This is a genomic window from Micromonospora sp. NPDC005553 (assembly GCF_042871765.1).
Taxonomy (GTDB): Bacteria; Actinomycetota; Actinomycetes; order Mycobacteriales; family Micromonosporaceae; genus Micromonospora.
In genome coordinates this window covers 844,386-864,143 of the sequence record NZ_JBIAJD010000001.1, presented here as the reverse complement: position 1 = coordinate 864,143, position 19,758 = coordinate 844,386, and the positions used below count along the sequence as shown (strand labels likewise).

General features: G+C 70.5%; 17 protein-coding genes, 1 pseudogene and 1 riboswitch. Of the genes and pseudogenes, 8 read left to right on the top strand and 10 right to left on the bottom strand.

Translation table 11 applies throughout. From position 1 onward, the window contains the following. The first annotated feature begins 32 nt into the window (after nucleotides 1-32). Both ACFYPG_RS03975 and ACFYPG_RS03970 read left to right on the top strand, forming a co-directional pair. Nucleotides 33-662, top strand: coding sequence for a VOC family protein (locus tag ACFYPG_RS03975; RefSeq protein ID WP_357222439.1), 630 nt, complete (start codon nucleotides 33-35; stop codon nucleotides 660-662). 310 nt (nucleotides 663-972) lie between these two features. Then, the gene (locus ACFYPG_RS03970; protein WP_387350113.1) at nucleotides 973-1,812 is read left to right on the top strand and encodes a BTAD domain-containing putative transcriptional regulator; all 840 of its coding nucleotides are present in this window, start codon (nucleotides 973-975) and stop codon (nucleotides 1,810-1,812) included. 59 nt (nucleotides 1,813-1,871) lie between these two features. Here ACFYPG_RS03970 and ACFYPG_RS03965 read toward each other — a convergent pair whose 3' ends face one another. Next, nucleotides 1,872-4,709, bottom strand: coding sequence for a BTAD domain-containing putative transcriptional regulator (locus ACFYPG_RS03965; protein ID WP_387350111.1), 2,838 nt, complete (start codon nucleotides 4,707-4,709; stop codon nucleotides 1,872-1,874). 159 nt (nucleotides 4,710-4,868) lie between these two features. Further along, entirely contained in the window at nucleotides 4,869-5,477 is a 609-nt protein-coding gene (locus tag ACFYPG_RS03960) for a TetR/AcrR family transcriptional regulator (protein WP_355006223.1), read from the bottom strand. Nucleotides 5,478-5,591: 114 nt separating this feature from the next. On the opposite strand from ACFYPG_RS03960, the gene ACFYPG_RS03955 reads away from it, so the two are divergent. After that, nucleotides 5,592-6,602 carry an aldo/keto reductase gene (locus ACFYPG_RS03955; protein ID WP_355006222.1) on the top strand — a complete coding sequence of 337 codons (1,011 nt, stop codon included), beginning with the start codon at nucleotides 5,592-5,594 and terminating at the stop codon, nucleotides 6,600-6,602. An 87-nt stretch (nucleotides 6,603-6,689) separates the two neighbouring features. Here ACFYPG_RS03955 and ACFYPG_RS03950 read toward each other — a convergent pair whose 3' ends face one another. Continuing rightward, a complete protein-coding gene (locus tag ACFYPG_RS03950; RefSeq protein ID WP_387350109.1) occupies nucleotides 6,690-8,270 on the bottom strand; it encodes a LuxR C-terminal-related transcriptional regulator in 1,581 nt (526 codons plus the stop codon). Between the two features lie 198 nt (nucleotides 8,271-8,468). On the opposite strand from ACFYPG_RS03950, the gene ACFYPG_RS03945 reads away from it, so the two are divergent. Beyond that, complete coding sequence (locus ACFYPG_RS03945) at nucleotides 8,469-8,729, top strand: hypothetical protein (protein ID WP_355006220.1); 261 nt, start codon at nucleotides 8,469-8,471, stop codon at nucleotides 8,727-8,729. Between the two features lie 13 nt (nucleotides 8,730-8,742). Further along, nucleotides 8,743-9,876, top strand: a complete 1,134-nt coding sequence (locus ACFYPG_RS03940) for a cupin domain-containing protein (RefSeq protein WP_355006219.1) — start codon at nucleotides 8,743-8,745, stop codon at nucleotides 9,874-9,876. A 52-nt stretch (nucleotides 9,877-9,928) separates the two neighbouring features. Here ACFYPG_RS03940 and ACFYPG_RS03935 read toward each other — a convergent pair whose 3' ends face one another. The 6 genes from ACFYPG_RS03935 to ACFYPG_RS03910 form a co-directional block, all read right to left on the bottom strand. After that, a complete protein-coding gene (locus ACFYPG_RS03935) occupies nucleotides 9,929-11,404 on the bottom strand; it encodes a PepSY-associated TM helix domain-containing protein (protein WP_387350107.1) in 1,476 nt (491 codons plus the stop codon). Nucleotides 11,405-11,540: 136 nt separating this feature from the next. Further along, nucleotides 11,541-11,861 carry a cytochrome c oxidase assembly protein gene (locus ACFYPG_RS03930; RefSeq protein ID WP_355006217.1) on the bottom strand — a complete coding sequence of 107 codons (321 nt, stop codon included), beginning with the start codon at nucleotides 11,859-11,861 and terminating at the stop codon, nucleotides 11,541-11,543. Between the two features lie 40 nt (nucleotides 11,862-11,901). Then, entirely contained in the window at nucleotides 11,902-12,462 is a 561-nt protein-coding gene (locus ACFYPG_RS03925; protein ID WP_355006216.1) for a copper resistance CopC family protein, read from the bottom strand. Beyond that, a complete protein-coding gene (locus tag ACFYPG_RS03920) occupies nucleotides 12,459-13,667 on the bottom strand; it encodes a Dyp-type peroxidase (RefSeq protein ID WP_387350105.1) in 1,209 nt (402 codons plus the stop codon). The genes ACFYPG_RS03925 and ACFYPG_RS03920 overlap by 4 nt, the downstream gene beginning before the upstream one ends. Nucleotides 13,668-13,690: 23 nt before the next feature. Beyond that, nucleotides 13,691-14,293, bottom strand: a complete 603-nt coding sequence (locus tag ACFYPG_RS03915; RefSeq protein WP_355006214.1) for a copper chaperone PCu(A)C — start codon at nucleotides 14,291-14,293, stop codon at nucleotides 13,691-13,693. Between the two features lie 65 nt (nucleotides 14,294-14,358). Beyond that, nucleotides 14,359-16,488, bottom strand: a complete 2,130-nt coding sequence (locus ACFYPG_RS03910) for a copper resistance protein CopC (protein ID WP_387350103.1) — start codon at nucleotides 16,486-16,488, stop codon at nucleotides 14,359-14,361. Nucleotides 16,489-16,609: 121 nt separating this feature from the next. Then, a riboswitch (cobalamin riboswitch) is annotated at nucleotides 16,610-16,826 on the top strand. Between the two features lie 194 nt (nucleotides 16,827-17,020). Here ACFYPG_RS03910 and ACFYPG_RS03905 point away from each other — a divergent pair. The 3 genes from ACFYPG_RS03905 (at nucleotide 17,021) to ACFYPG_RS03895 (ending at nucleotide 19,498) form a co-directional block, all read left to right on the top strand. After that, nucleotides 17,021-17,467, top strand: a complete 447-nt coding sequence (locus ACFYPG_RS03905; protein ID WP_238684380.1) for an acyl-CoA thioesterase — start codon at nucleotides 17,021-17,023, stop codon at nucleotides 17,465-17,467. A 453-nt stretch (nucleotides 17,468-17,920) separates the two neighbouring features. After that, nucleotides 17,921-18,901 carry a helix-turn-helix domain-containing protein gene (locus tag ACFYPG_RS03900; protein WP_387350102.1) on the top strand — a complete coding sequence of 327 codons (981 nt, stop codon included), beginning with the start codon at nucleotides 17,921-17,923 and terminating at the stop codon, nucleotides 18,899-18,901. Between the two features lie 270 nt (nucleotides 18,902-19,171). After that, nucleotides 19,172-19,498 (top strand): DUF6355 family natural product biosynthesis protein, encoded by a 327-nt coding sequence (locus ACFYPG_RS03895; protein ID WP_387350100.1) that lies wholly within the window; start codon nucleotides 19,172-19,174, stop codon nucleotides 19,496-19,498. A gap of 4 nt (nucleotides 19,499-19,502) precedes the next feature. Here ACFYPG_RS03895 and ACFYPG_RS03890 read toward each other — a convergent pair. Further along, a pseudogene (locus tag ACFYPG_RS03890) lies at nucleotides 19,503-19,601 on the bottom strand (IS5/IS1182 family transposase); the annotation flags it as partial. Between the last annotated feature and the right edge of the window lie 157 nt (nucleotides 19,602-19,758).

Genomic DNA, 19,758 nt, shown 5'->3' with positions numbered 1-19,758 from the left:
CAGTAGCGTGATGATCAGGAAGGGAGCGGGGGATGAGCCCGAAGGTTGACCAGGGAGACGCGGGCGCGACATCGCGCATCGAGAGCCTCGACGTCAAGCTCGAGGTGATCGTCATCCCGGTGTCGGATGTCGACCGGGCGAAGGCGTTCTACGAACGGCTCGGATGGCGACTCGACCAGACGCCGCCCGGCATCGTCCAGCTGACTCCGCATGGCTCCGCGTGCTCCGTGCAGTTCGGCCCCGGGCTCACGCCGGCGGCACCCGGCTCGGCCATGGCGTATCTGATCGTGTCCGACATCGAGGCGGCCCACGACACCCTCGTCGCCGCCGGTGTCGAGGTCGGTGACGTCTTCCACGTCAGCCCGGACGGCCCGGTCGACGGGCCGGACCCGCAGCGGCGCAGCTACTTCTCGCGTGCCACGCTGCGCGACCCGGACGGGAACACCTGGCTGATGCAGGAGATCACGAGCAGGCTTCCCGGGCGCATCGAGGGCGGCCTCACGTCGTTCGGCTCCACGAGCGACCTGGCGAGCGCGCTTCGGCGCGCGGCCGCTGCGCACGGTGAACACGAGAAGCGTACGGGCGAGCATGACGACAACTGGCCCGACTGGTACGCGGCGTACATGGTCAGCGAGCAGTCCGGGGCCAAGCCGCCCGAGTGAGCTACGCCCATGCGTGGGACCTACTGATCGACGTGCTGCCGGTGAGTCACCTGATGACTCACCGGCAGCACCATCTCCGCTTCGGAGTGCGCGCCGCCACCTGCTGCGCGCTGTTCGTACGGGCGATATACGCGAGTTGTACGCCGAGCGCCCTACCATTCCCCCGGACGCGATGATCTTCGATCCAAGCGGCACCGCCGGGTTCAGAGCTGAATCGGGCGTGCCGTGCCTCGTCGCCGGGGCGCGGTTCCCCGGCCGCCGGTAGGGAGGAGACCTCGATGACGAGTCCTGGTGCGGGCGGTGCGGTGCCGTGACGCGGGTACGGTTTCACGCCCTCGGCCCGCTTCACGCCGAGGTCGGCAGAGAGTGGCTCGACCTCGGGCCCGTCCGGCAACAGGCGGTCTTCGCGATCCTGCTGTTCAACGCGGACCGTGTGGTCACACCGGCGTCGATCCTGCAGGGCGTCTGGGGCGGCCAGATCCCGGCGACCGGCGCCAAGCTGATCCCGCCGTACATCTATCGCCTGCGACGCACGCTTCAGGCGGCGTGCGGAGGCCCCGACGACCCCTCGATCGACAGTTCCCGGATCGGCTACCGGCTGCGTCTCGGTTCGGCCCGCACCGACGTCGCGGACTTCGACGAGGCGATGGAACGGGCCGCCGTGGCCGAGGCGGCCGGCGACCTCGCCGGGGCGGCGGCGTTACTGGCCAAGGCCGAGCAGAGTTGGGCGGGCGAACCATTGGCGGGCCTGACCGGCCCGTACGTGGAAAGCCGTCGACAGCACCTGCTCGAACGCCGCATCGTCTGCCTGGAACACCGGCTGGAACTGCACCTGCGGCTGGGCGACTGCCGCCGGGCGATCCCCGCGCTCACCGCGTTGCAGACGGAGTATCCGCTGCGGGAACGGCTGGCGATCATGCTGATGACCGCCCTGTACCAGACCGGCAGGCAGGGCGAGGCGATGGATGTGTTCGCGGCCTTCCGTACCCGCCTGGCCACCGAGTTGGGCGTCGAGCCGACCCCGGCGTTGTTCGCCGCGTACACCTCGATGTTGCGGGGCGACCTGGGCCCGACCGTCGGGGCCGGGCCGTTTTCCCGAAGGACCCGCCCGGGGTCCACGGCCACCCGCACCTGTCGGCCGAGGCGCTGACCACGCGCTGGGGGCGTGGGGCCGGTCGACACCGTCTCCGGCCGCTGTAGCCGGTGGTCTCACTCGGGCGGGGTCACCAGGCGGGAGTGGCCGGGCGCGACGCGTACCAGCAGTTGCCGCACCACGTCCGCGGCGGGGTCGCCCAGGTCGTCGTAGATCCGGATGGCCCGCAGCCATGCCTCGGCAGCGGCCGGAGGGTCCGCCATCGCCTCGCGCGCCTCGCCGAGCCGGACGAGGGTCAGCCCCTCGTGATACCGGTTGGCCGATTCCTGGAAGCGTTGGACGGACTGCTCGTAACAGACCGCAGCCTTGGCCGGGTCACCGAGCCGGTGGTACGCGAAGCCCAGACTGTCCAACGTCGCGGCCTGCCCGACGCGATCGTCGATCGCCTCCTGTTGGGCCAGCGCCTCGGCGCAGTCGACGACGGCCTGCTGGTAGTCACCGATCAGGGCGTGCAGGTAACCCTTGACGTTGAGCGCGCGCGCCTCGGCGTACCGGTTGCCGATGAGTTGCGAGACCCGCAGCGCCTCGGCGCTGTGCTTGAGCGCCTCGTCCAACCGGCCGTACTGGGTGCAGTGCTCGGTGTACTGGCGCAGGATCAGCGCCAGGCTGTCCAGGTCCTCAAGCTGTTCGTACAGTTCCAGTGCCCGCTGAACGTGGTGCTCGGCCGCGTGCTGATCGCCGAGCCGCATGAGCGCGCGGGCGAGCATCCGGCTGGCCTGCGCCTGCGCCCGGACGTCGCCGATCCGCTGCGCCGCCGCGAGCGCCGCCTGCTGGGCCGCGAGCTGCTCCTGGAACATGCCTCTGGGCGCGAGGTACGCGGCCAGAGCCCAGGCGAGCTGGCAGGCGTACCGCTCGAAGCCGGTCTCCGCGGCCTGACGCAGCACCCGCAGCAGGACGGGATGCTCGGCGTGGAACCAGGCCGCCGCGACGACCCGATCGGGCATCGGCACGTGCACGTTCGCCAGCATCGGTGGTTCCAGCTCGATGGGTGTCCAGGTCGGCTGGAGCAGCACCGCGCCGGGGTGCGCGCTGTGCAGGTAGTGGTCGTGCATCCGGCGCGCGGCGACCTGTCGCTCCTCGGCCAGGTCGGATGCCTGGGCCAGTTCGGCGGCGTACGACCGGAGCAGGTCGTGCAGGGCGTACCGCTCGGGTAGGTGCTCGGTCAGCAGGTGCAGCCGGGTCAGCTCCTTCAGCAGCGGGGTGACCGCCGCCCGGGGGCGGCCGAGCAGCGCGGCGGCGGCGTCTCCGGTCAGGTCGGGGCCCGGGTGCAGGCCCAGCAGGCGCAGCAGGCGGGCCGCCTCGGCGCTCAGCGCCCGGTACGACCAGGAGAAGATCCGGCGGACGTCCCCGTCGGCCAGCTGCTCGAGGCGGGACTCGGACTGGCGGAGTTGGGCCGCGACGGCGTCGATCGGGAAGGTGGACCGGGCGGTCAGCCGGGCCGCCACGATGGACAGGGCGAGCGGGAGGCGTCCCGTCGATTCGATCACCTCGCTGGTCGCCGCCGGTTCCGCCGCCACCCGGACGTCACCGAGTCGGCTGCGGAGCAGCCGCGTCGACTCGGCGGCGGTCAGCACCTCCAGCGTCAACGGTCGGGCGCCCTCGGCCACCGCGAGGCTGCTGAGCTGGTCGCGGCTGGTCACCAGGACCGCACACCGACCCACGCCGGGCAGCAGCGGGCGCACCTGGTCGGCGTCGCGCGAGTTGTCGAGGACGACGAGCATCCGACGCGAGGCGAGCAGGCTGCGGTACAGCCCGGCCCGAGCGTCGACGCTGCTGGGGATACGGCCGACAGGTACGCCGAGCGCCTCGAGGAAGTTGACCAGGGCATCGGCGGGGGATACCGCGTCCGCGTCGTCGTAGCCTCGGAGGTTGACGTACAACTGGCCGTCGGGAAAGTGGTCGGCGGCCCGGTGGGCCCAGTGCAGCGCGAGCGTCGTCTTGCCCACGCCGGCCATGCCGCTGATGGTGACGACGTCCACAGTGGCGTGTCGTGCGGATCGGGCGCCGAGGGCCGCGTCGAGGAAATCGAGTTCGGCGCAGCGCCCGACGAAGCCGGGCAGGGCGAGTGGCAGTTGCCGAGGGCGGCCCGGTGCCGCGCCAGCCGACGTGTCGTCGACCGGCCCCGTCGTCGCGGCCTGCTGGCTGAGGCGGTGGTGCAGGATGTCGTCGTGCAACCGGGTCAGCTCGGGGCCGGGGTCCATCCCGGTCTCCTCGGCCAGCGTGCGCCTGGCCTGCTGGAAGGCTGCCAGTGCCCCGGCGATGTCACCGATCTGGTAGAGGCCGGTCATGAGTTGGGACCAGGCCCGTTGCCGCAGCGGGTGACGGTCGAGCAGTGCCCGCAGTCGGGGGATCACCTGGGCGGCCTCCCCGAGCGCGAGCCGCGCTGCGGCGTGGTCCTCCTCGGTCAGCAGACGCCGCTCGGTGATCCGCGCGACCCGGCCGGTGAGGAGCCGGGGCAGCGGCAGCCCGGCGAAGGCCGACCCCCGCCACATGCCGAGCGCGCGGGCCAGCTCCGGCTGCGCCGCCGCCGGGTCGCCGGCGGCCAGTGCTGCCCGTCCGCGCGCCGCCGCCGCGTCGAACCGGTCCACGTCCCGCTCGTCCGGCTCGACGCGAAGCAGGTAGCCGCCCGGTGTGGTGAGGATCCGGCGGTGCTCGTCCGCTGCGCAGTCGAGCGCCTGGCGCAGCCCGCGCAGGTAGGTGCGCAGGTTCGCGGCGGCCGAGGCGGGGGGCTGGTCGCCCCACACCATCGCCATCAGCTGGTCGGCGGAGATCGCCTCACCCGGGCGTAGCAGCAGAGCGGCCAGCACCAGCTGCTGTTTCGTCGACCCGAGCGGGACCGGCCGGCCGTCCCGCGACGCTGTCAGCGGCCCGAGCAGGTCGAAGTGGAGGGGCATCCTCACCTCAGGTTGCGGTGCCGGCCGGGCGAGACTGACGATCGCTTGAGCATCGATCGATGACGTTAGCACCGATTGAACATGATCTTCATGTTTGGTCGGGTGGTCGCCTGTGCGCCCGGTCGGTCAGTGGCCTGTGGTGGCCGGACCGGTTGTCGGTCAGCGCAGTCCGCGGATGAGGTTGTCGATCAGGGTGCGGGCGAAGTCCTCGGTGAGCGGCAGGTCGGCGATGAGAAGCCGGTGGTAGCAGGCGCCCCAGAGCTGGTCGACGACGGATTCGGGGTCGATGTCGGCGCGTAGCTGCCCCCGGGTCATGGCCCGGGTGAGGGTTTCGACGGCGAGGGCCCGGCGGGGGGCGGAGTAGCGCTCGCGGTAGGCGGCGGCCAGTTCCGGGTCGGTCTGCGCCTGCCCGATGAGTTGGCTGATGACCCGTCCGGCGGTGGTGTCCCGCACCAGGTGGACGAAGGCGACCAGTTGGTCGGTCAGGTCGGCCACGATGTCGCCGGTGTCCGGGAACGCCAGCGTGGGCGCGACGACAGTGAAGTAGCCGTCCAGGGCGAGCGCGCCCTTGGAGGGCCACCACTTGTAGATCGTCATCCGGCTGGCCCCGGCGAGGGCGGCGACCTTCTCGATGGTGAAGCCGGCCATGCCCTCGGCCAGCAGGAGTTCACCAGCGGCCGTGAGGATCTCCGTTCGTACCTGATCGGTGGGCCGGCGGCCACGACCACGGCGTGCTGGCGGCTGGGCATCCGTCGTGAGCTCGGCCACTGGTCCTCCCGGTTATATGGACACGCTGTCTACTTGCTGGTTATATGGACACAGCGTACACAGCGGTGCCTGGTCGCCACCACGCACCGACGACGACCGAAGGAGACGAGGGACATGACGGGTCTACGACGGCGACGGCTGGGTGCCTCCGGGCCGGAGGTTTCGATCATCGGGCTCGGCGCGATGGGCATGTCCGACCTGTACGGGCCGGCCGACGAGGCGGAGAGCGTCGCGACGCTGCACGCCGCGATCGATGCCGGCGTGAACCTGATCGACACCGGCGACTTCTACGGTTCGGGTCACAACGAGATGCTGATCGGCCGGGTGCTGCGGGAGCGTCGCCGGGACGAGGTGGTGCTCAGCGTGAAGTTCGGCGCACGCCGTACACCCGACGGCGGCTTCCAGGCGGCACCGTACGACGTGTCGGCGGCGGCGGTGAAGGACCGGCTGGCGTACTCGCTGCGACGGTTGGGCACCGATCACATCGACATCTACCGGCCGTCGCGGCTGAACCCGCAGGTACCGGTCGAGGAGACCGTCGGTGCGCTGTTGGAGATGCAGCAGGCCGGCTACATCCGGCACATCGGGCTCTCCGAGGTGGGTGCCGACAGCATCCGTCGGGCCGCAGCGGTCGCACCGATCAGCGACGTCCAGATCGAGTATTCGCTGCTCTCCCGAGGCCCGGAGGCCACCATCCTGCCGGCGCTGCGCGAGCTGGGCATCGGGCTGACCGCCTACGGGGTGCTGTCCCGAGGTCTGCTCAGCGGCCACTGGTCGGCGGAGCGTGAGCTGACCGGCACGGACTTCCGGGCGAACAGCCCACGGTTCCAGGGCGAGAACCTGGCCGCCAACCTCCGCCTGGTGGACGCGCTCGGCCGGGTTGCACAGCGGCTCGGGGTGACCACCAGTCAGGTGGCGATCGCCTGGGTCGCGGCACAGGGCGAAGACATCGTGCCGTTGGTCGGGGCGCGGCGGCGGGACCGGCTGACCGAGTCGCTGGCCGCTGTCGACGTGGTGCTCGACCAGGACGCGGTGGACGAGATCGAGCGTGCCGTCCCGGCCGGAGCAGCCTCCGGCCAGCGGTACGCGACCGCCATGATGGGCCTGCTCGACAGCGAGAAGTGACGGCGGGAAAGCGGGCTCAGGAAGCTGCTCGCCAGACCCAGTTGCGGCGTTCGTAGAGCGGCACCAGCCCGGCCCGGCGCATGTTGTTCAGCGACGGGCGCGTTCCCAGGCCCGCGCCAACTGCATCCGATTGTGAATGCCCAGCTTGTGGTATATGGAGCGGAGTTGGGTGTCCACGGTGTGGAAGGAGACGAAGAGGCTCCTGGCCGCCTCCTTCTTCGTGGCACCGGTGGCGAGCATCTCGGCGACCCGCTCCTCCGCGGGGGTGAGCGCGTCGATGCCCCGGCTCGGCAGCTCGTCCATCGAGGACCGGTGGCGCGGGGTGGCGGCGAGGGCGGCGCAGCGCTGGTCCGCGATCGCCTGGTCGCCTGGGGCACCGATCCGGGCGTACAGGGCAGCCGCCTCGTGCGCGGCATCGCGCGCTTCTCCGGACCGCGCCCGAGGGCAGTTCGCGAGGTCCAGCAACGCGTCGGCCAGCGCCGGCCGGGCGGCGGTGGTGCGCAGTTGGTCGACCGCCGACCGGAGCGCGCCAGCGTCACCGTCGCGCAACCCTCGGCTCTGGTCGGCCAGTGCTCGCCACAGCGGCACCGGAGTACGGGTGGACACCAGCTCCACCAGTTCGGTGACCCGACCGGCAGCATGGGTGTCGCCGGCGGCCATCGCCGCGCGTACCAGTCGGGGGCCGAAGTGCGGCACGGGCAGGAGCGGCCGGACCGACCGGTGCAGGTCGGTGACGACCCTGGTGAGCAGGCCGGCCGGCGTGCTGAGGGCGGCGTCGCGCACCGCCACACAGAACGCGAACGTCCACATTGTACGGTCGGGCCACCGGTCCTCGGCCAGGCAGGCGCGGAGGATGGCGCGGGCGTCGTCGTGTTCGCCACGGCGGTAGCGGACCTCGCCGATCACCGCGACCAACAGGGCACGCACCTCCCTGCTGAGGTTCGCCGAACCGGAGCTGAGCGTCGTGACGGCCAGCGCGGCCGCCTCGGGTAGCTCTCCCACGGCCACCATGCGCAGGCAGTCCAGCGCGGTCAGCCCGGTGAGTGAGACGTCGGTCGCCTCGGGCGGCTGACAGGTCGCGGCCCGCGCGTCCTGGTGCCGGCCCAGACCGAGCTGCACGAGGATGCGTTCCGCCCGGATGGATGCGGCGTCGGCGCGTGCCGCCCAGGAGTCCGGGTCGAGGGCCGCCAGCACGGCCTGGGCGCCCGGCAGATCGCCGTGCGCGAGTGAGCGGGCGGCCCGGCCGAGGGCGAGATGGCGAGCGGACGCCTGATCACCCGACGCGGCGTGCGCGGTACCCGCGTCGCGCAGCAGGGCATCGGTGTCCGGATGTCCCGTGCGGGCCGCGATCGTGGCGACCAGGGCGAGCACAGTGCTGCGGCTGGGGGCGTCCAGTCGGAGGTGCAACGCCTCCCGCAGACCGGCGAGGGCGATGGCCGGCTGCTCCAGTGCCACGATCTGCGCCAGGCGCCCGAGCAGGAGGGTGCGGTGGCGCTCGCCGCTGCTACTCGTGGCGATATCCGTCGCCAGGACGTGCAGCGCCTCCACTCCGCGCCCGGCCAGCCGGAGCTGGTCCGCCGTGGCGAAGAGCCGGTGCCGTCGTTGTTCGGCGTCGGTGGCGATGTCGTCGGCCGGAAGCGTCCCGGCGTTGAAGGGTGATTCGGACAATGGCGTTCTCCCCGGTTGTTACCAGGCTCGTCGAAGGGCCGTCCTGCGACCGAGCCTATCCATGGCGTCAGGGAGGGGCGACCAGATCGACGAACCGGCTCGATTGGGCGGAATGGCCTGCGCCGTCCGGGATCTGACCGGCGGCAATGGCGCGATCACGTGATGCGTCGGACGGTGTTCGGCGCCAATCATCGAGTCATGGCCCAGCTCATCGAACTTCCCGGTCTGCATCGGCTCCGGGTCGTACTGCTGATGTTCGTCCTCTACGCCGGCACCGGGGTGGGTGGTCACGCTCCGGCGTGGACCCGTCTGGTGCTGACGGCGACCGCCGCGGCGATTCCGGTCGCGATCACGGTCCAGTACGGCTGGCCCGGACTTCGTGCCCTGCTGGGGGTCTCGTCCCGGCTACGGCTGCGGGGCGGATCCCTTCCCGCGCCCAATCCGATCCAACCCGACTGAGGAGGCAGCGATCATGGCGAACAGCGACCCCCAGCCGCGGCGCGGCGATCAGGGTGCCGCGCCACTTGCGGGCCGCAACGTCGAGCTTGAGCGGCAGAATCCTGATCTGGTGGTGCCGCCGACGACCGACAGCCGGTTGGTGCCCAACCTCAAGTTCTCCTTCTCGCAGGCGCACACCCGGGTGGAGAAGGGCGGCTGGACCCGGGAGGTCACCAGCCGCGACCTCCCGGTCGCCACGCAGTTGGCTGGTGTCCAGTTCGGCTTGGAGCCGGGCGGATACCGGGAGATCCACTGGCACCAGCAGTCGGAGTGGGCGTACATGCTCAGCGGCAGTTGCCGGATCAGCGCCGTCGACCACGAGGGACGCAACTTCATCGAGGACGTGAAGGCCGGCGATCTGTGGTTCTTTCCGCAGGGCGTGCCACACAACATCCAGGCCCTGGAGGACGGCGCACAGTTCCTGCTGGTGTTCAACGACGGGGCGTTCTCGGAGAACAACACGTTCCTGCTCAGCGACTTCTTCGCACACACCCCTCGGCACGTCCTGGCGAAGAACTTCGGCTGGACGCTGGAACAGATGGAGAATCTGCCCGAGCGGGAGAGGTACATCTTCCAGGGTGACGTCCCACCGCCCCTGCAACAGGACCGGGTGGTCAGCCCGACCGGTGACATCCCCCGGAGCTTCAAGCACCGGATGCTCGCGCAGACCCCGCAACGGTTCCGCGGGGGTACGGTCCGGATCACCGACTCGACAAACTTCGCCGCCTCCGTGACCACCGCCGCTGCCCTGGTGGAGGTCGAGCCGGGAGGGATGCGCGAGTTGCACTGGCATCCCACCACCGACGAGTGGCAGTACTACATCTCCGGCACCGGGCGGATGGGCGTCTTCGCCTCGCAGGCCGCCGCCCGGACGTTCGACTTCCAGGCCGGCGACGTGGGTTACGTCCCCTTCGCGTACGGCCACTACATCGAAAACACCGGCGACGAGCCACTGGTGTTCCTGGAGATGTTCCGCCATCCCCGATTCGAGGACATCTCGGTGATGCAGTGGATGGCGAACACGCCCCACGAGATCATCGCCGACACGATCAACGTGCAGAAGTCGATGGTCGACAGCCTGCCGACCACCAAACAGGTGGTGATCTGAGCGAAGTGTCCAGCCGGCCGTCCGTCCGACGACGGACGGCCGGTCCGGTGGATCAGCTCCCCGCGGGTGCCGGCGAGGTGGGAGCTGCCGCAGGTCGTCGGCGTCGGGACACCGCACCCACCACCACGTCGATGAGGAGGAAGGCGAGCAGGGTGAGCCCGAACAGGGGCAGCGTCCAGCCGAGCGCCACCGTCACCGGTACGCCGATCAGCAGCGCCCAGAGCGGCAGGCCGCGTACGCCGCCGCGCGCCGGTGGGGTGCCGGCGATCGCACGGCGGTCGGCGCGGGTGGGCCGGCGTTGCCACCACATGCGGTAGCCCCAGAAAATGACGGAGAGCAGGCCGAGGGCGAGCGCGGCGAGCAGGATCTGGTTGACCAGGCCGAAGAGGATCCCCATGTGGGCCTGGATGCCGAGGCCGCTCAGTTTGGCCAGCAGGGGCCAGTCGGCGAAGTCGCTGCGGGCGGTGACCGTGTCGGTGGCTGGGTCGACGGCGATCCGGTCCTTCTTGACCGGCCAGGTGTTGTCGACCTGCGTGACGGTCCAGGCGGAGCCCGGCTCCGGCGCGGGACTGATCTCAACCGGACCGGAGAGGCCCGCGCCGCGAGCGACAGCCAGGACCCGATCGAAGGCCGCCGACTCGACGATCCCGCCCGCCCCGGCGGCACCGTGCTCGTGACCGCCGCCGGTCTCGGCAGGGGCGGTGGGGCCGGCGGTGAGGCTGGTGGAGATCTCCGGAGTGCGGGCACTCAGCGCGTCGAGACCGGCAGCGAAGTTCGCGCCAGCGTATCGGGACCAGGTCAGGCCGGTGACGGAGAGGAAGAGGAGACCGACCGTGAGCCAGATGCCCGTGGTGGCGTGCCACCCACGGGTGCGGCGGACGCCCTTACCCGTGGACAGGTCCGGCACCAACAGGTGCCGGGCGGCGGCCCGGGCGGCGCCACGTCGCCGCCACCAGAGGACGACCCCACCGAGCGCCATCACCCACAACCAACTCGCGGCCAGCTCGGAGTAGTGCTCGCCCACCGTTCCCAGGTGCAGATGGCGGTGCAGGTCGTCCAGCCAGGTGGTGATCGGCGTGGACCCGAACCAGGTGGTGAGCTGCCCCTGGGACTCGCCGGTGTACGGGTTGATGTAGACGGTGTGCTGGTTCTCGCCGAGCTCGGGCAGGGAGAACACCACAGTGGTGGTCTGGTCGCCGGCGCCGGGTTGCACTGTGGTGATGCTGCCGTCCGGGTGCGCGTTGCGCGCGGCCCCGATCTGCTCGGCCAGCGGCAGTTGCCGGTCACCCACCTGGGCGACCTTCAGCTGGTCGCCGTAGAGGATCGTGTCGAGTTGCGGGGTGACGGTGTAGGCAAGGCCGGTCAGTGCGGCGACCACCAGGAACGGGGCGACGAGGATCCCGGCGTAGAAGTGCAGGCGCAGCAGCAGCGCGCCGAACGGCGACGTGCGCCGGGCGGCTCGGGCCGGTTTCTCGACGGTGGTGGCGGGCTCCGGCTGCGGGGTGCCGGACAATTCAGTCAGAGACATGGTGATCCGATCGGAAGAGTCGGGAAGCACGAAGGTGTTTCCCGTACTGGTCTGGTCGCCCGGTGAGGTGTCGCATCGGCCCTGACTGGTAGTCGGGGGGAAGACGCCGGCGGTTCCCGAAGATCGGTCATCGATGTCAGGGCTGGTCCGGCCGGGCCGTGCGGCGCGGATCGATGTCGGGACGTCGGGCCGCGGCGAGAAACGCGTTGTAGCGGGCGAGGTCGTCCTCCGCGCCGGTGGCGTCGGCCCGATCGGCGGCCCGGTCGAGGCGGTCCTGTTCACGCTTGTCGGCGCGAATCCACTGGCGAATCAGGACGATCATGACGACGACGGCGGGCAGCTCGCCGAACGCCCAGGCGATGCCGGCGCCGAGCTGCTGATCGGCGAGCAGCGACGATGCCCAGGCGGGGTGCACAGCGAGGTACCAGTCGGGGGCGATGACGGTGGTCGTCTGCATGAGGTGATGAGGCGAGCCGACCGCACGGGGGCGGGTCGGATCAGCGTCGGGCCGCCCGTCGCCACAGCAGCCCAGCCGCCACCAGGACGAGAAGGGCCAGCGCGGCAGCCGCAGTGAGGACACCGGCACTCGGACCGTCGCTGGACGCAGCCCCGGCGGCGGGCGGGGCGGGCGCTGACGCGCTGACGGCGACAACTGGCGCGGCGCTCGACGAGGGATCGGCCACCGTGAACGGGTACGAACCCTGAACCGGGTGCCCGTCGACGGAGACGACCCGGTAGGCGACCGTGTATGTCCCGTTCGGCAGGGGGTCGGTCACCTGGATCGTGCTCTTCGCTCCGGTGACCACTGGTTCGCCGGTGGGAAGCTTCCGCTTGGCGGCGTCGGTGAGCACGATGGTGGTGAACGCGGGGTCGAGTCGCTGCATGAATTCGAGCGTGACCTCGGTCGGTGCGCTCGGCAGTGTCGCGTCCCGAGCGGGCGTGGCCGTTCGGAGCGAGTTGTGCGCCCAGGCCGGGCTGGCCGGGATGAGCACCGCAACGAGGACGGCGAGCACCGCCGCGCCGAGTCGGACGGCCGCGGGACAGGAGGGGACGCTCATCCGAGCACCTGCTCGCCGATCCAACCGCCGGGACGACATCCGGGCGGGATGGCGAAGACAGCGGAGCCGATCGGAGTGGTCCACTCGTTGAGCAGGTCCCGGTCGGCCAGCCGGCGCTGGATGGGCAGGAACTGCTGTGCGATGTCGGCCTGGTACGAGGCGAAGATCAAGCCGCTGTCCGCGTGGCCCTCCGCCGTCGGCACCCCGTCGTAGTTGTAGGGCCGGCGCAGAATCCTCAACCGGTCGTCGGTGACGTGGGCGCGGGTCATGTGCGAGAAGTCGGGGATGACCGTGAGGCCGTCGGCGTCGTTGGCGGCGAAGTCGGGTTCGTCGTGTTCGGCGGTCCCGGTGAGCGGGGCGCCGGTGTCGAGCCGTCGCCCGACGGCGAGTTCGCGGTCGGTCCGGCCGAGCAGGTCCCAGGTCTCCATGTTCATGCTGATCCGCCGGAGCACCAGTGTGGTGCTGTCGCGCAGCCACGCCGGGCCCTCCGGGACCCAGAGCGCGGTGTCCATGGGCGCGCCGGGTCTGGGGTTGGCGGTGCCATCGAGCTGACCGAACAGGTTGCGTTGGGTGTGGCCGCCCGGCTCGACACCAGGGCTGCGTCGGAAGCCCTGCTGGACCCACCGCACTGTCGCGAACGGGCGGCTGTCCTTGATCAGGACCCGCTGGGCGTGGGCGACGGAGATCGCGTCGTCCGCGCAGATCTGCAGCAGCAGATCACCGCCGGACCAGGCCGGCTGAAGTCGGTCGATGCGGAACGACGGCAGTTCGGTGACTGATGCCGGCCGGCGGTCGTCGACGCCGGCCGCCCGGTAGAGGCCCGGCCCGAAGCCGAAGGTCACTGTCAGCCGTGCCGGCAGCAGCCCGAGTTCGGCCTCGGTGTCGGCCAACGCGGGTCGGCCCTGGGTGAGCCGGGCGGCGTCGTCGGTGAGCAGCCGCAACATCCGGCCCAGCGCGGCCCGGTCGGTGCCGGCCCGCACTGTGAGCGCCACGAACGACGCGTGCGCCTGCGGTTCGGTGGACACCCCTGCCTGCCGGGCGCCATGGAACGGCTCGACCAGGCCGCCGACGCTCGCCACCGGCGTGGTGTCGGCGGCGGCCGGTGGTTGCCCGCTGCCGGTTCGGGTCGTGGCGATGGCGGCGCCGCCGGCCAGGGCCCCTCCGGCAGCCAGGGCACCGCCGGTGAGCAGGCCGCGCCTGCTCATCGGCCGGACGGGTGGCGTCTGCGTCACGATGACGGGCTCATGCTCATCTCCGGCGTGGCGCTCACGCCGGGCATGGGCTGACCGTGCCCGGGGGCGTAGCTCTCCTGCGCCCCGGTGAACGGCTTGGCCACGGCGCTGAACTGCTGGGTCCTGCCGTCGGCGAAGGTCAGCGTGAAGGTCAACTCGTCGCCGGCCTGAACGGGCTTGGTGAGGTTCATCAGCATGAGGTGGTCGCCGCCAGGCTCCAGCGCATGCGTGCTCTTGGCCTTGATCACGACGCCACCCTGCTTGGCCTGCATGACCATCTTGCCGTCCTTCATGGTCATCTCGTGCAGCTCCATCGGTGACAGGGGGTTCGTGGCGCCCGTCACCGTGACATCGCTGTCGCCGTCGTTGACCAGGGTCCCGAAGGCCGCCGTCATGCCCTTGTCGGCCGCCTTCACCCACGGGTCACGAATGCCGAGCACACCAGCGTCCGGGTTGGCCGGGGCCGACGCGGACGGGCTCGTCTGCGCGGTCGACGGAGAGTCGGACGATCCGCACCCGGCGGCGCCCACCGTCAGGATCGCGGCGGCGAGGATCGCGGCCGAGCGGCGGCGTGAAACGTTCGGGCTGGTGGCGCGCATGTGTTCTTCCTCCGATGGTTGCTGCTGGGAGGTTGGTCGGCCGCAGCAGGGAGAAAGTTCCGGGCTCAGGGAACGTTGATCGTGAACTCCCCGGCGTGCACCTTGCCGGCGACCTGGAAGTCGAAGAAGGCCCGGTACCGGCCTGAACTCGGCGCGGTCAGCCAGAACTTGACAGTCCCGTCGACCAGCTCCGGCTCGGGGTGCACGTGCACGTAGCCGAGGTCACCCTCACGAACCACCACCAGGTGCCCGTACGCGGCAAGGTATCGCTCCAGCTGCGCGGGCGTTGCCGTGTCGGCGCTGGCGACCTGGAAGTGGATCGGCGCCGTCACCCCCACCGTCGGGGTGCCGGTCATCGACACCGTGTACGGACCAGCCGTCGCCTGCGCCTGTGCCGGCGGCAGCGCGGTCGGGGTGTGCGCACCGGGCACTGTGTGGTCGACGCCCAGCACGAGCGGCAGCGGCGTGCCGTTGGCAGCGGTGACGGAGAAGTCGGCGTAGACGCGGTAGCCGCCGGGTCGGGCCAGCGTCATGGGGACGCTCCAGGTGCCGTCGGGTGCCATCGTCGGGTGCAGGTGCTGGTAGCCGCTCAGGTCACGGCCCACGACGATCATGTGCAACGGCTTGTCGTGGACGACCGCGAAGCGAGTCGCCGGCTGCCGGTCGGTGCCGACGATGCGGAAGCGGTAGTCGGCGCGTACCCCGGCGGGTTGGGTTCGTTCCAGCGGTTGCAGCGTGTACCCGCCGGCGCTGACGGTCGTCCCGGTGGCCAGCGTCTCGCCCGTGCCGCCGTCGCCCCGGTGCGTGTGCGGCCCGGTGCCCGCCGGGTGTTGGTGTCCGTCGGCCGCGGACCCTTCCGGGCCGGAGGCGGGCGGACCGCCCGCCGGCTGCCGGGCGTTGTTGGCGGCCGGGCCCTCGTTGCCGCTGATGCGCGCCAACCCGAACCCGCCGAGCAGGGCCAGCACCAGGGTACCGACGAACAGTGCCAGGCTGGTGTTGCTCAGCCGGGACCCGGGCGTCGCCGTGGCGAAATCCGGGTCGGGCGATGCCCCGGAGTCGACGGGCAGTCGACTGTCCGTCGTGGCGGGGGCTTTCGCGTCCTCAGCGGTCGGAGTTGGATCGACAGCGACGCCGGTCCGAGCCACGACGACGGCGGTGTCCTTACGCGCGGCCGGCACGGCGCTGGGTCGCCGCTTACCGTCCGAGGTCTGCGTACCGCTGCCGGTCGCCGCGAGGCTCCTGTCTGCGTCGGTCCTGCCACCGACCGCTCTGCCGCCGCCGGTTCTGGCAGCGGCGGGCTTGCTACCGGCGCCCTTGGCGCCGGTGGCCTTGGCGCTGGCGATCCTGGTGCCGGCGGTCCTGGTCCCGGCGGTCCTGGTCCCGGGACGGGTGCCGGCGCCGCGTCGAGCGGATGTCGCCGACGCGGTACGGCCCCGGCCGGCGGGTCTGCCGGTGGGGGTCGTCCGCCGACGCCAGACGACGAATCCGGCCGCCGCCGCCGCCACCGCGACCACCGCCAGGCCGACCCACGCGACCGCTCCGGGGCCGCTTTCGTCAGTCGATCCGGTCGGCGCAGCCGCTGCCGCGGACGGCGGAACCGCCGTCTCGGCCGCGACTGTCGGCACCGCCGACGCCTGCCCGGACGACCCGTGTTGCTCGGCGGTGGCCAACAGCGCCGGATCTGGCTGGGTCGACGGCGGGCTCCACCCCTTGGGCGCCGCCGTCACCGGCCCGTCGTAGCGGAAGGTCAAGGTGCCGCGTACGGGGTCCCCGTCCGAGGCGACCGACAGGTAGCTCACCGAGTACTGGCCCTTGGCTGGCAGGTGCGCGACCGCCACCGTCGCGGGGAACCCGGTCGTGTACTCGCGTGGCTCGAACTGGCCGTTGACCAGGAAGTACTCGCGCACCGGCTTGTCCAGCGGCTTCGGCTCCCCGTACGACCAGCCATTGTCGACCCGGATGCCACCCGGCGCGGTGATCGTGAAGAACGCGTTGGCAGCGGCCTTCTCGGTGAAGAACAGCTGCACCGACGTCAACGGCTCGCGCACGGTTGCGCCGCTCGCCGGTGTGGACATGGCGAGGGTCCCGTGAGCTGCGGCGGGCTGGGCGGACACGAGGAGAGCGACCGCCGAGGCGAGGAGGAGCGCGAGGAGGCCCGAGACCACCCGCCCAGGATTCTGAGGGTGACGACGCATCTGAATATCCTCACTGGGCTGAGACTTTTTACAAGAGGTGACGAACTTTTTCCTCACATGGCTAAAGCCGAACACCTCCCGGGTGGTCGGCCGGGCTGAGGGGCCGTCGCCCCTGGCCAGCTATGCTCCCGGTGGCGCTGGTTCGCCCCGTCGTGACCGGCTGGGCGTCGTAAGAGGGAACCCGGTGGGAATCCGGGGCTGCCCCGCAGCGGTGAGTGGGAACGACCGCCGTCATCAGCACTGGGCCAGTGGCCTGGGAAGCGACGGCCAGTAGGGGACCGGCGTGGAGCCGGTCAGGCCCGCGAGTCCGAAGACCTGCCCGCGCCGCGTACACAACCGTGTGCGCTGCCGTCGGCCTCGCGGGTGGGCTGAGCGGGTGACGTGCCGGGCGGTGTGCGCCGGTGTGTCCTCGTCAGCGTGTGCCCGTGTTCCGGCGGTGTGGTTTCCCGAGGGACGGACTACCGCTGTGCACGACACCACCACGATCGCCGGCCGAGCGCCGTCGGCGTCGCACCTGACCCTGTCGCAGATCATGGACCAGCATCACACCAACCTGATGGGTACGGTCCACGGCGGCCGGATCCTCAACCTCATCGACTCGGTGGCCGGGGTGGTCGCCGCCCGCCACTCCGACGGGCCGGCGGTCACCGCCGCGATCGACGAGACCGCGTTCCTGCGCGCGGTGCGGGTCGGCGACGTCGTGCACGTCGACGCCCGGATCACCTGGGCCGGTCGCAGCTCGATGGAGGTGGCGGTCAAGGTGACCGCCGACCGGTGGGACCGGGCGGTGCCGCCCACCGACGTGGCCACCGCTCACCTGGTCATGGTCGCGATCGACGACGACGGCCAGCCTCGTACGGTGCCGCCGCTGCTACCGGAGACCGACGGTGACCGGCGGCGGTACCGCGAGGCGGAGATCCGCCGCAAGCACCGGCTGGCGCTGCGGCGCGCGCTGCTCGACGGTGCCGAAGACGACTGACCCGTGCGCGGTGCGCCCGTCGCGGCGCCGGCGCGGTCTGAGGAACCCGCCCCGCCGTCGATCTGGTCGGATGGCGTCCACGTCAAGTCTCGATCACGCAGAGTGTGGATGCTTATGTGCGCCGCGTTGTTGCGGGAGCTCGATGCCGCGGCGGCGGGTGCGTTCGGCGCGGATGAGGTCGGCCAGGTGGTTCAGAGTGCGGCCGGACAGCGCGACCGTAGACGGGTGAGACAGCACAGTGAGGCTCCCGGTTGGGGCATCGGATCTTGGTCGCCTGCTGTCTTACCGGGAGCCGCGTCCTATCTCGACACACGCTGCCCGCCACCCATCGCGACCAGGCCCATCACGATGAAAAGCCCTCAATGCCTGACCCGCGCCCTAACTCGCAACGCCGGTATATCGACGCCAGGCTATCGTGATCTGACCCCTGCAGCGACAGTGCGAAGGTGAGTCATGGACGTAGTCAGCACCACCGAGGTCCCGGTTGAAGACGGGTTCGCCTTCTGGCGCGAGGTGAACTCGAAGCTCTGGGTGCCCTACGATTTACGCTGTGAATCGCAGTGGGAGCCCGGATTTCGAGCTCAGGTCGGAATCAGCGAGTTCGGTCCCGTGCAGGCGACATTAATGACCACGATGCCGCACTCGGTCCACCGCACTCCCAAGCTCATTCGGCAGGCCGATCCCGAGGTGTTCAAGCTGGGCTGCCTTGTGCGCGGTGGCGGCATGATCACGCAAGACGGCCAGCGCACAGATTTCGGCGTGGGGGATCTGATTCTGTATGACACCTCCCGGCCCTACCTGGCCGAATTCAGCCCGGATGTGCCAGTTAGTCAGCTGCTGCTTCTGCGCTTCCCGCGCTTGTTACTGCCGTTGCCCCCTTGGGAGTTGCGGCGCCTGAGCGCAGTTCGCATCCCTGGCGCCCAAGGTATCGGCGCGTTATCTTCACAATTCCTGCTGCACCTTGCCCGGCACATGGACGAACTCAGTCCGTTGGACGCCGCCCAGCTGTCCACCCTCACCATTGACGTGTTGACAGCGGCACTGGCCAACGCGCTGGACGTCCAAAGTGCGGTGCCCTCCCACACCCGACGTCGAGCGTTGATGGCTCAGATCCACGCCTTCGTCCGAGAGAATCTCGGCGATCCGCGCCTGACACCGGACGCGATTGCCGCAGTGCATCACATCTCGTTGCGATACCTGCACAAGCTGTTCCACGAGGAAGGGCGCACGGTTGCCGGCTGGGTCCGAGAGCGTCGCCTGGAGCAGTGCCGACGCGACCTCGCCAACCCCCAACTAGGCGCGCGCCCGATCCACGCGATCGCCGCCCAGTGGGGGTTCACCAGCCCGGCGCACTTCAGCCAGGCGTTCCGCAGCGCCTACGGTCTTTCGCCACGCCAGTTCCGCGAGCAGTGCGCGAGAGTACGCGCAGACTAAAGACTTGTGCGCTTACCAGTAACGACAGACCCGACTGTGGCCTGCACTCTTATCTGAGGAAGTCCGCTCAGTCAGGATTGAATCTGATTCCGGCTTACGGAAGAAGATTCACTTGAGCGTGTTACATCGATCCGTGTTTTCGCGATGGAAGGAGCGCGAGGAAGTACATCGATCACTTCATGCAGTCAGCAGCATCATCTAGGCCGCAGCGGCGGCTGACAGGAGACCATTGTGAAAATGTGGTGCAGAACGGCGTTTCGGATCTCGGCAGTGACCGCGATCCTCGGCGCACTCACCCTGTCCGGGACCGTGGCACAGGCAAGTCCGGGCGCCAGCTCCCGCCTGTCCCAACCCGAAACCACCGCGGTTTCGGAGCAGGCCAAGCCCGGCAGCGAGGACTTCGCCACGCAGGTCTGCGGCTACTACGAAGACGCGGTGACGGCCTGGTACAACCACTGCGGGAACACCCATGTGCTCATCTACGTCGACGCGACGTGGCCCCGCGACGACTGGACATGGTGCATCGGTCCGGGAACGTGGGACATCGGCGGCGCCAACGCCGTATCCAACGCGTGGTACTCGGGTCAAACTTGTTGAACGGCCGGCCAGGCGCTACCTGCGTTCGGTGGTCGCGGATCAGGCCAGCGAGGCAATTGAGGGCGCGGTCGGACAGGGGAATCGCGGCAGGGTAGGACAACAGCGAGGCTTCCGGTTGGAGCATCGGATCCTGGGTGTCTTGCCGGGAGCCTCGCCCTACGTCGATCCCTGCCCCCACCCCGCCGCCGTGACCAGCCCCGTCACGATGAAATAGGCTTATTCGACATCGCGCTCGCCCTCAGCAACATCGGCGCTGTCAG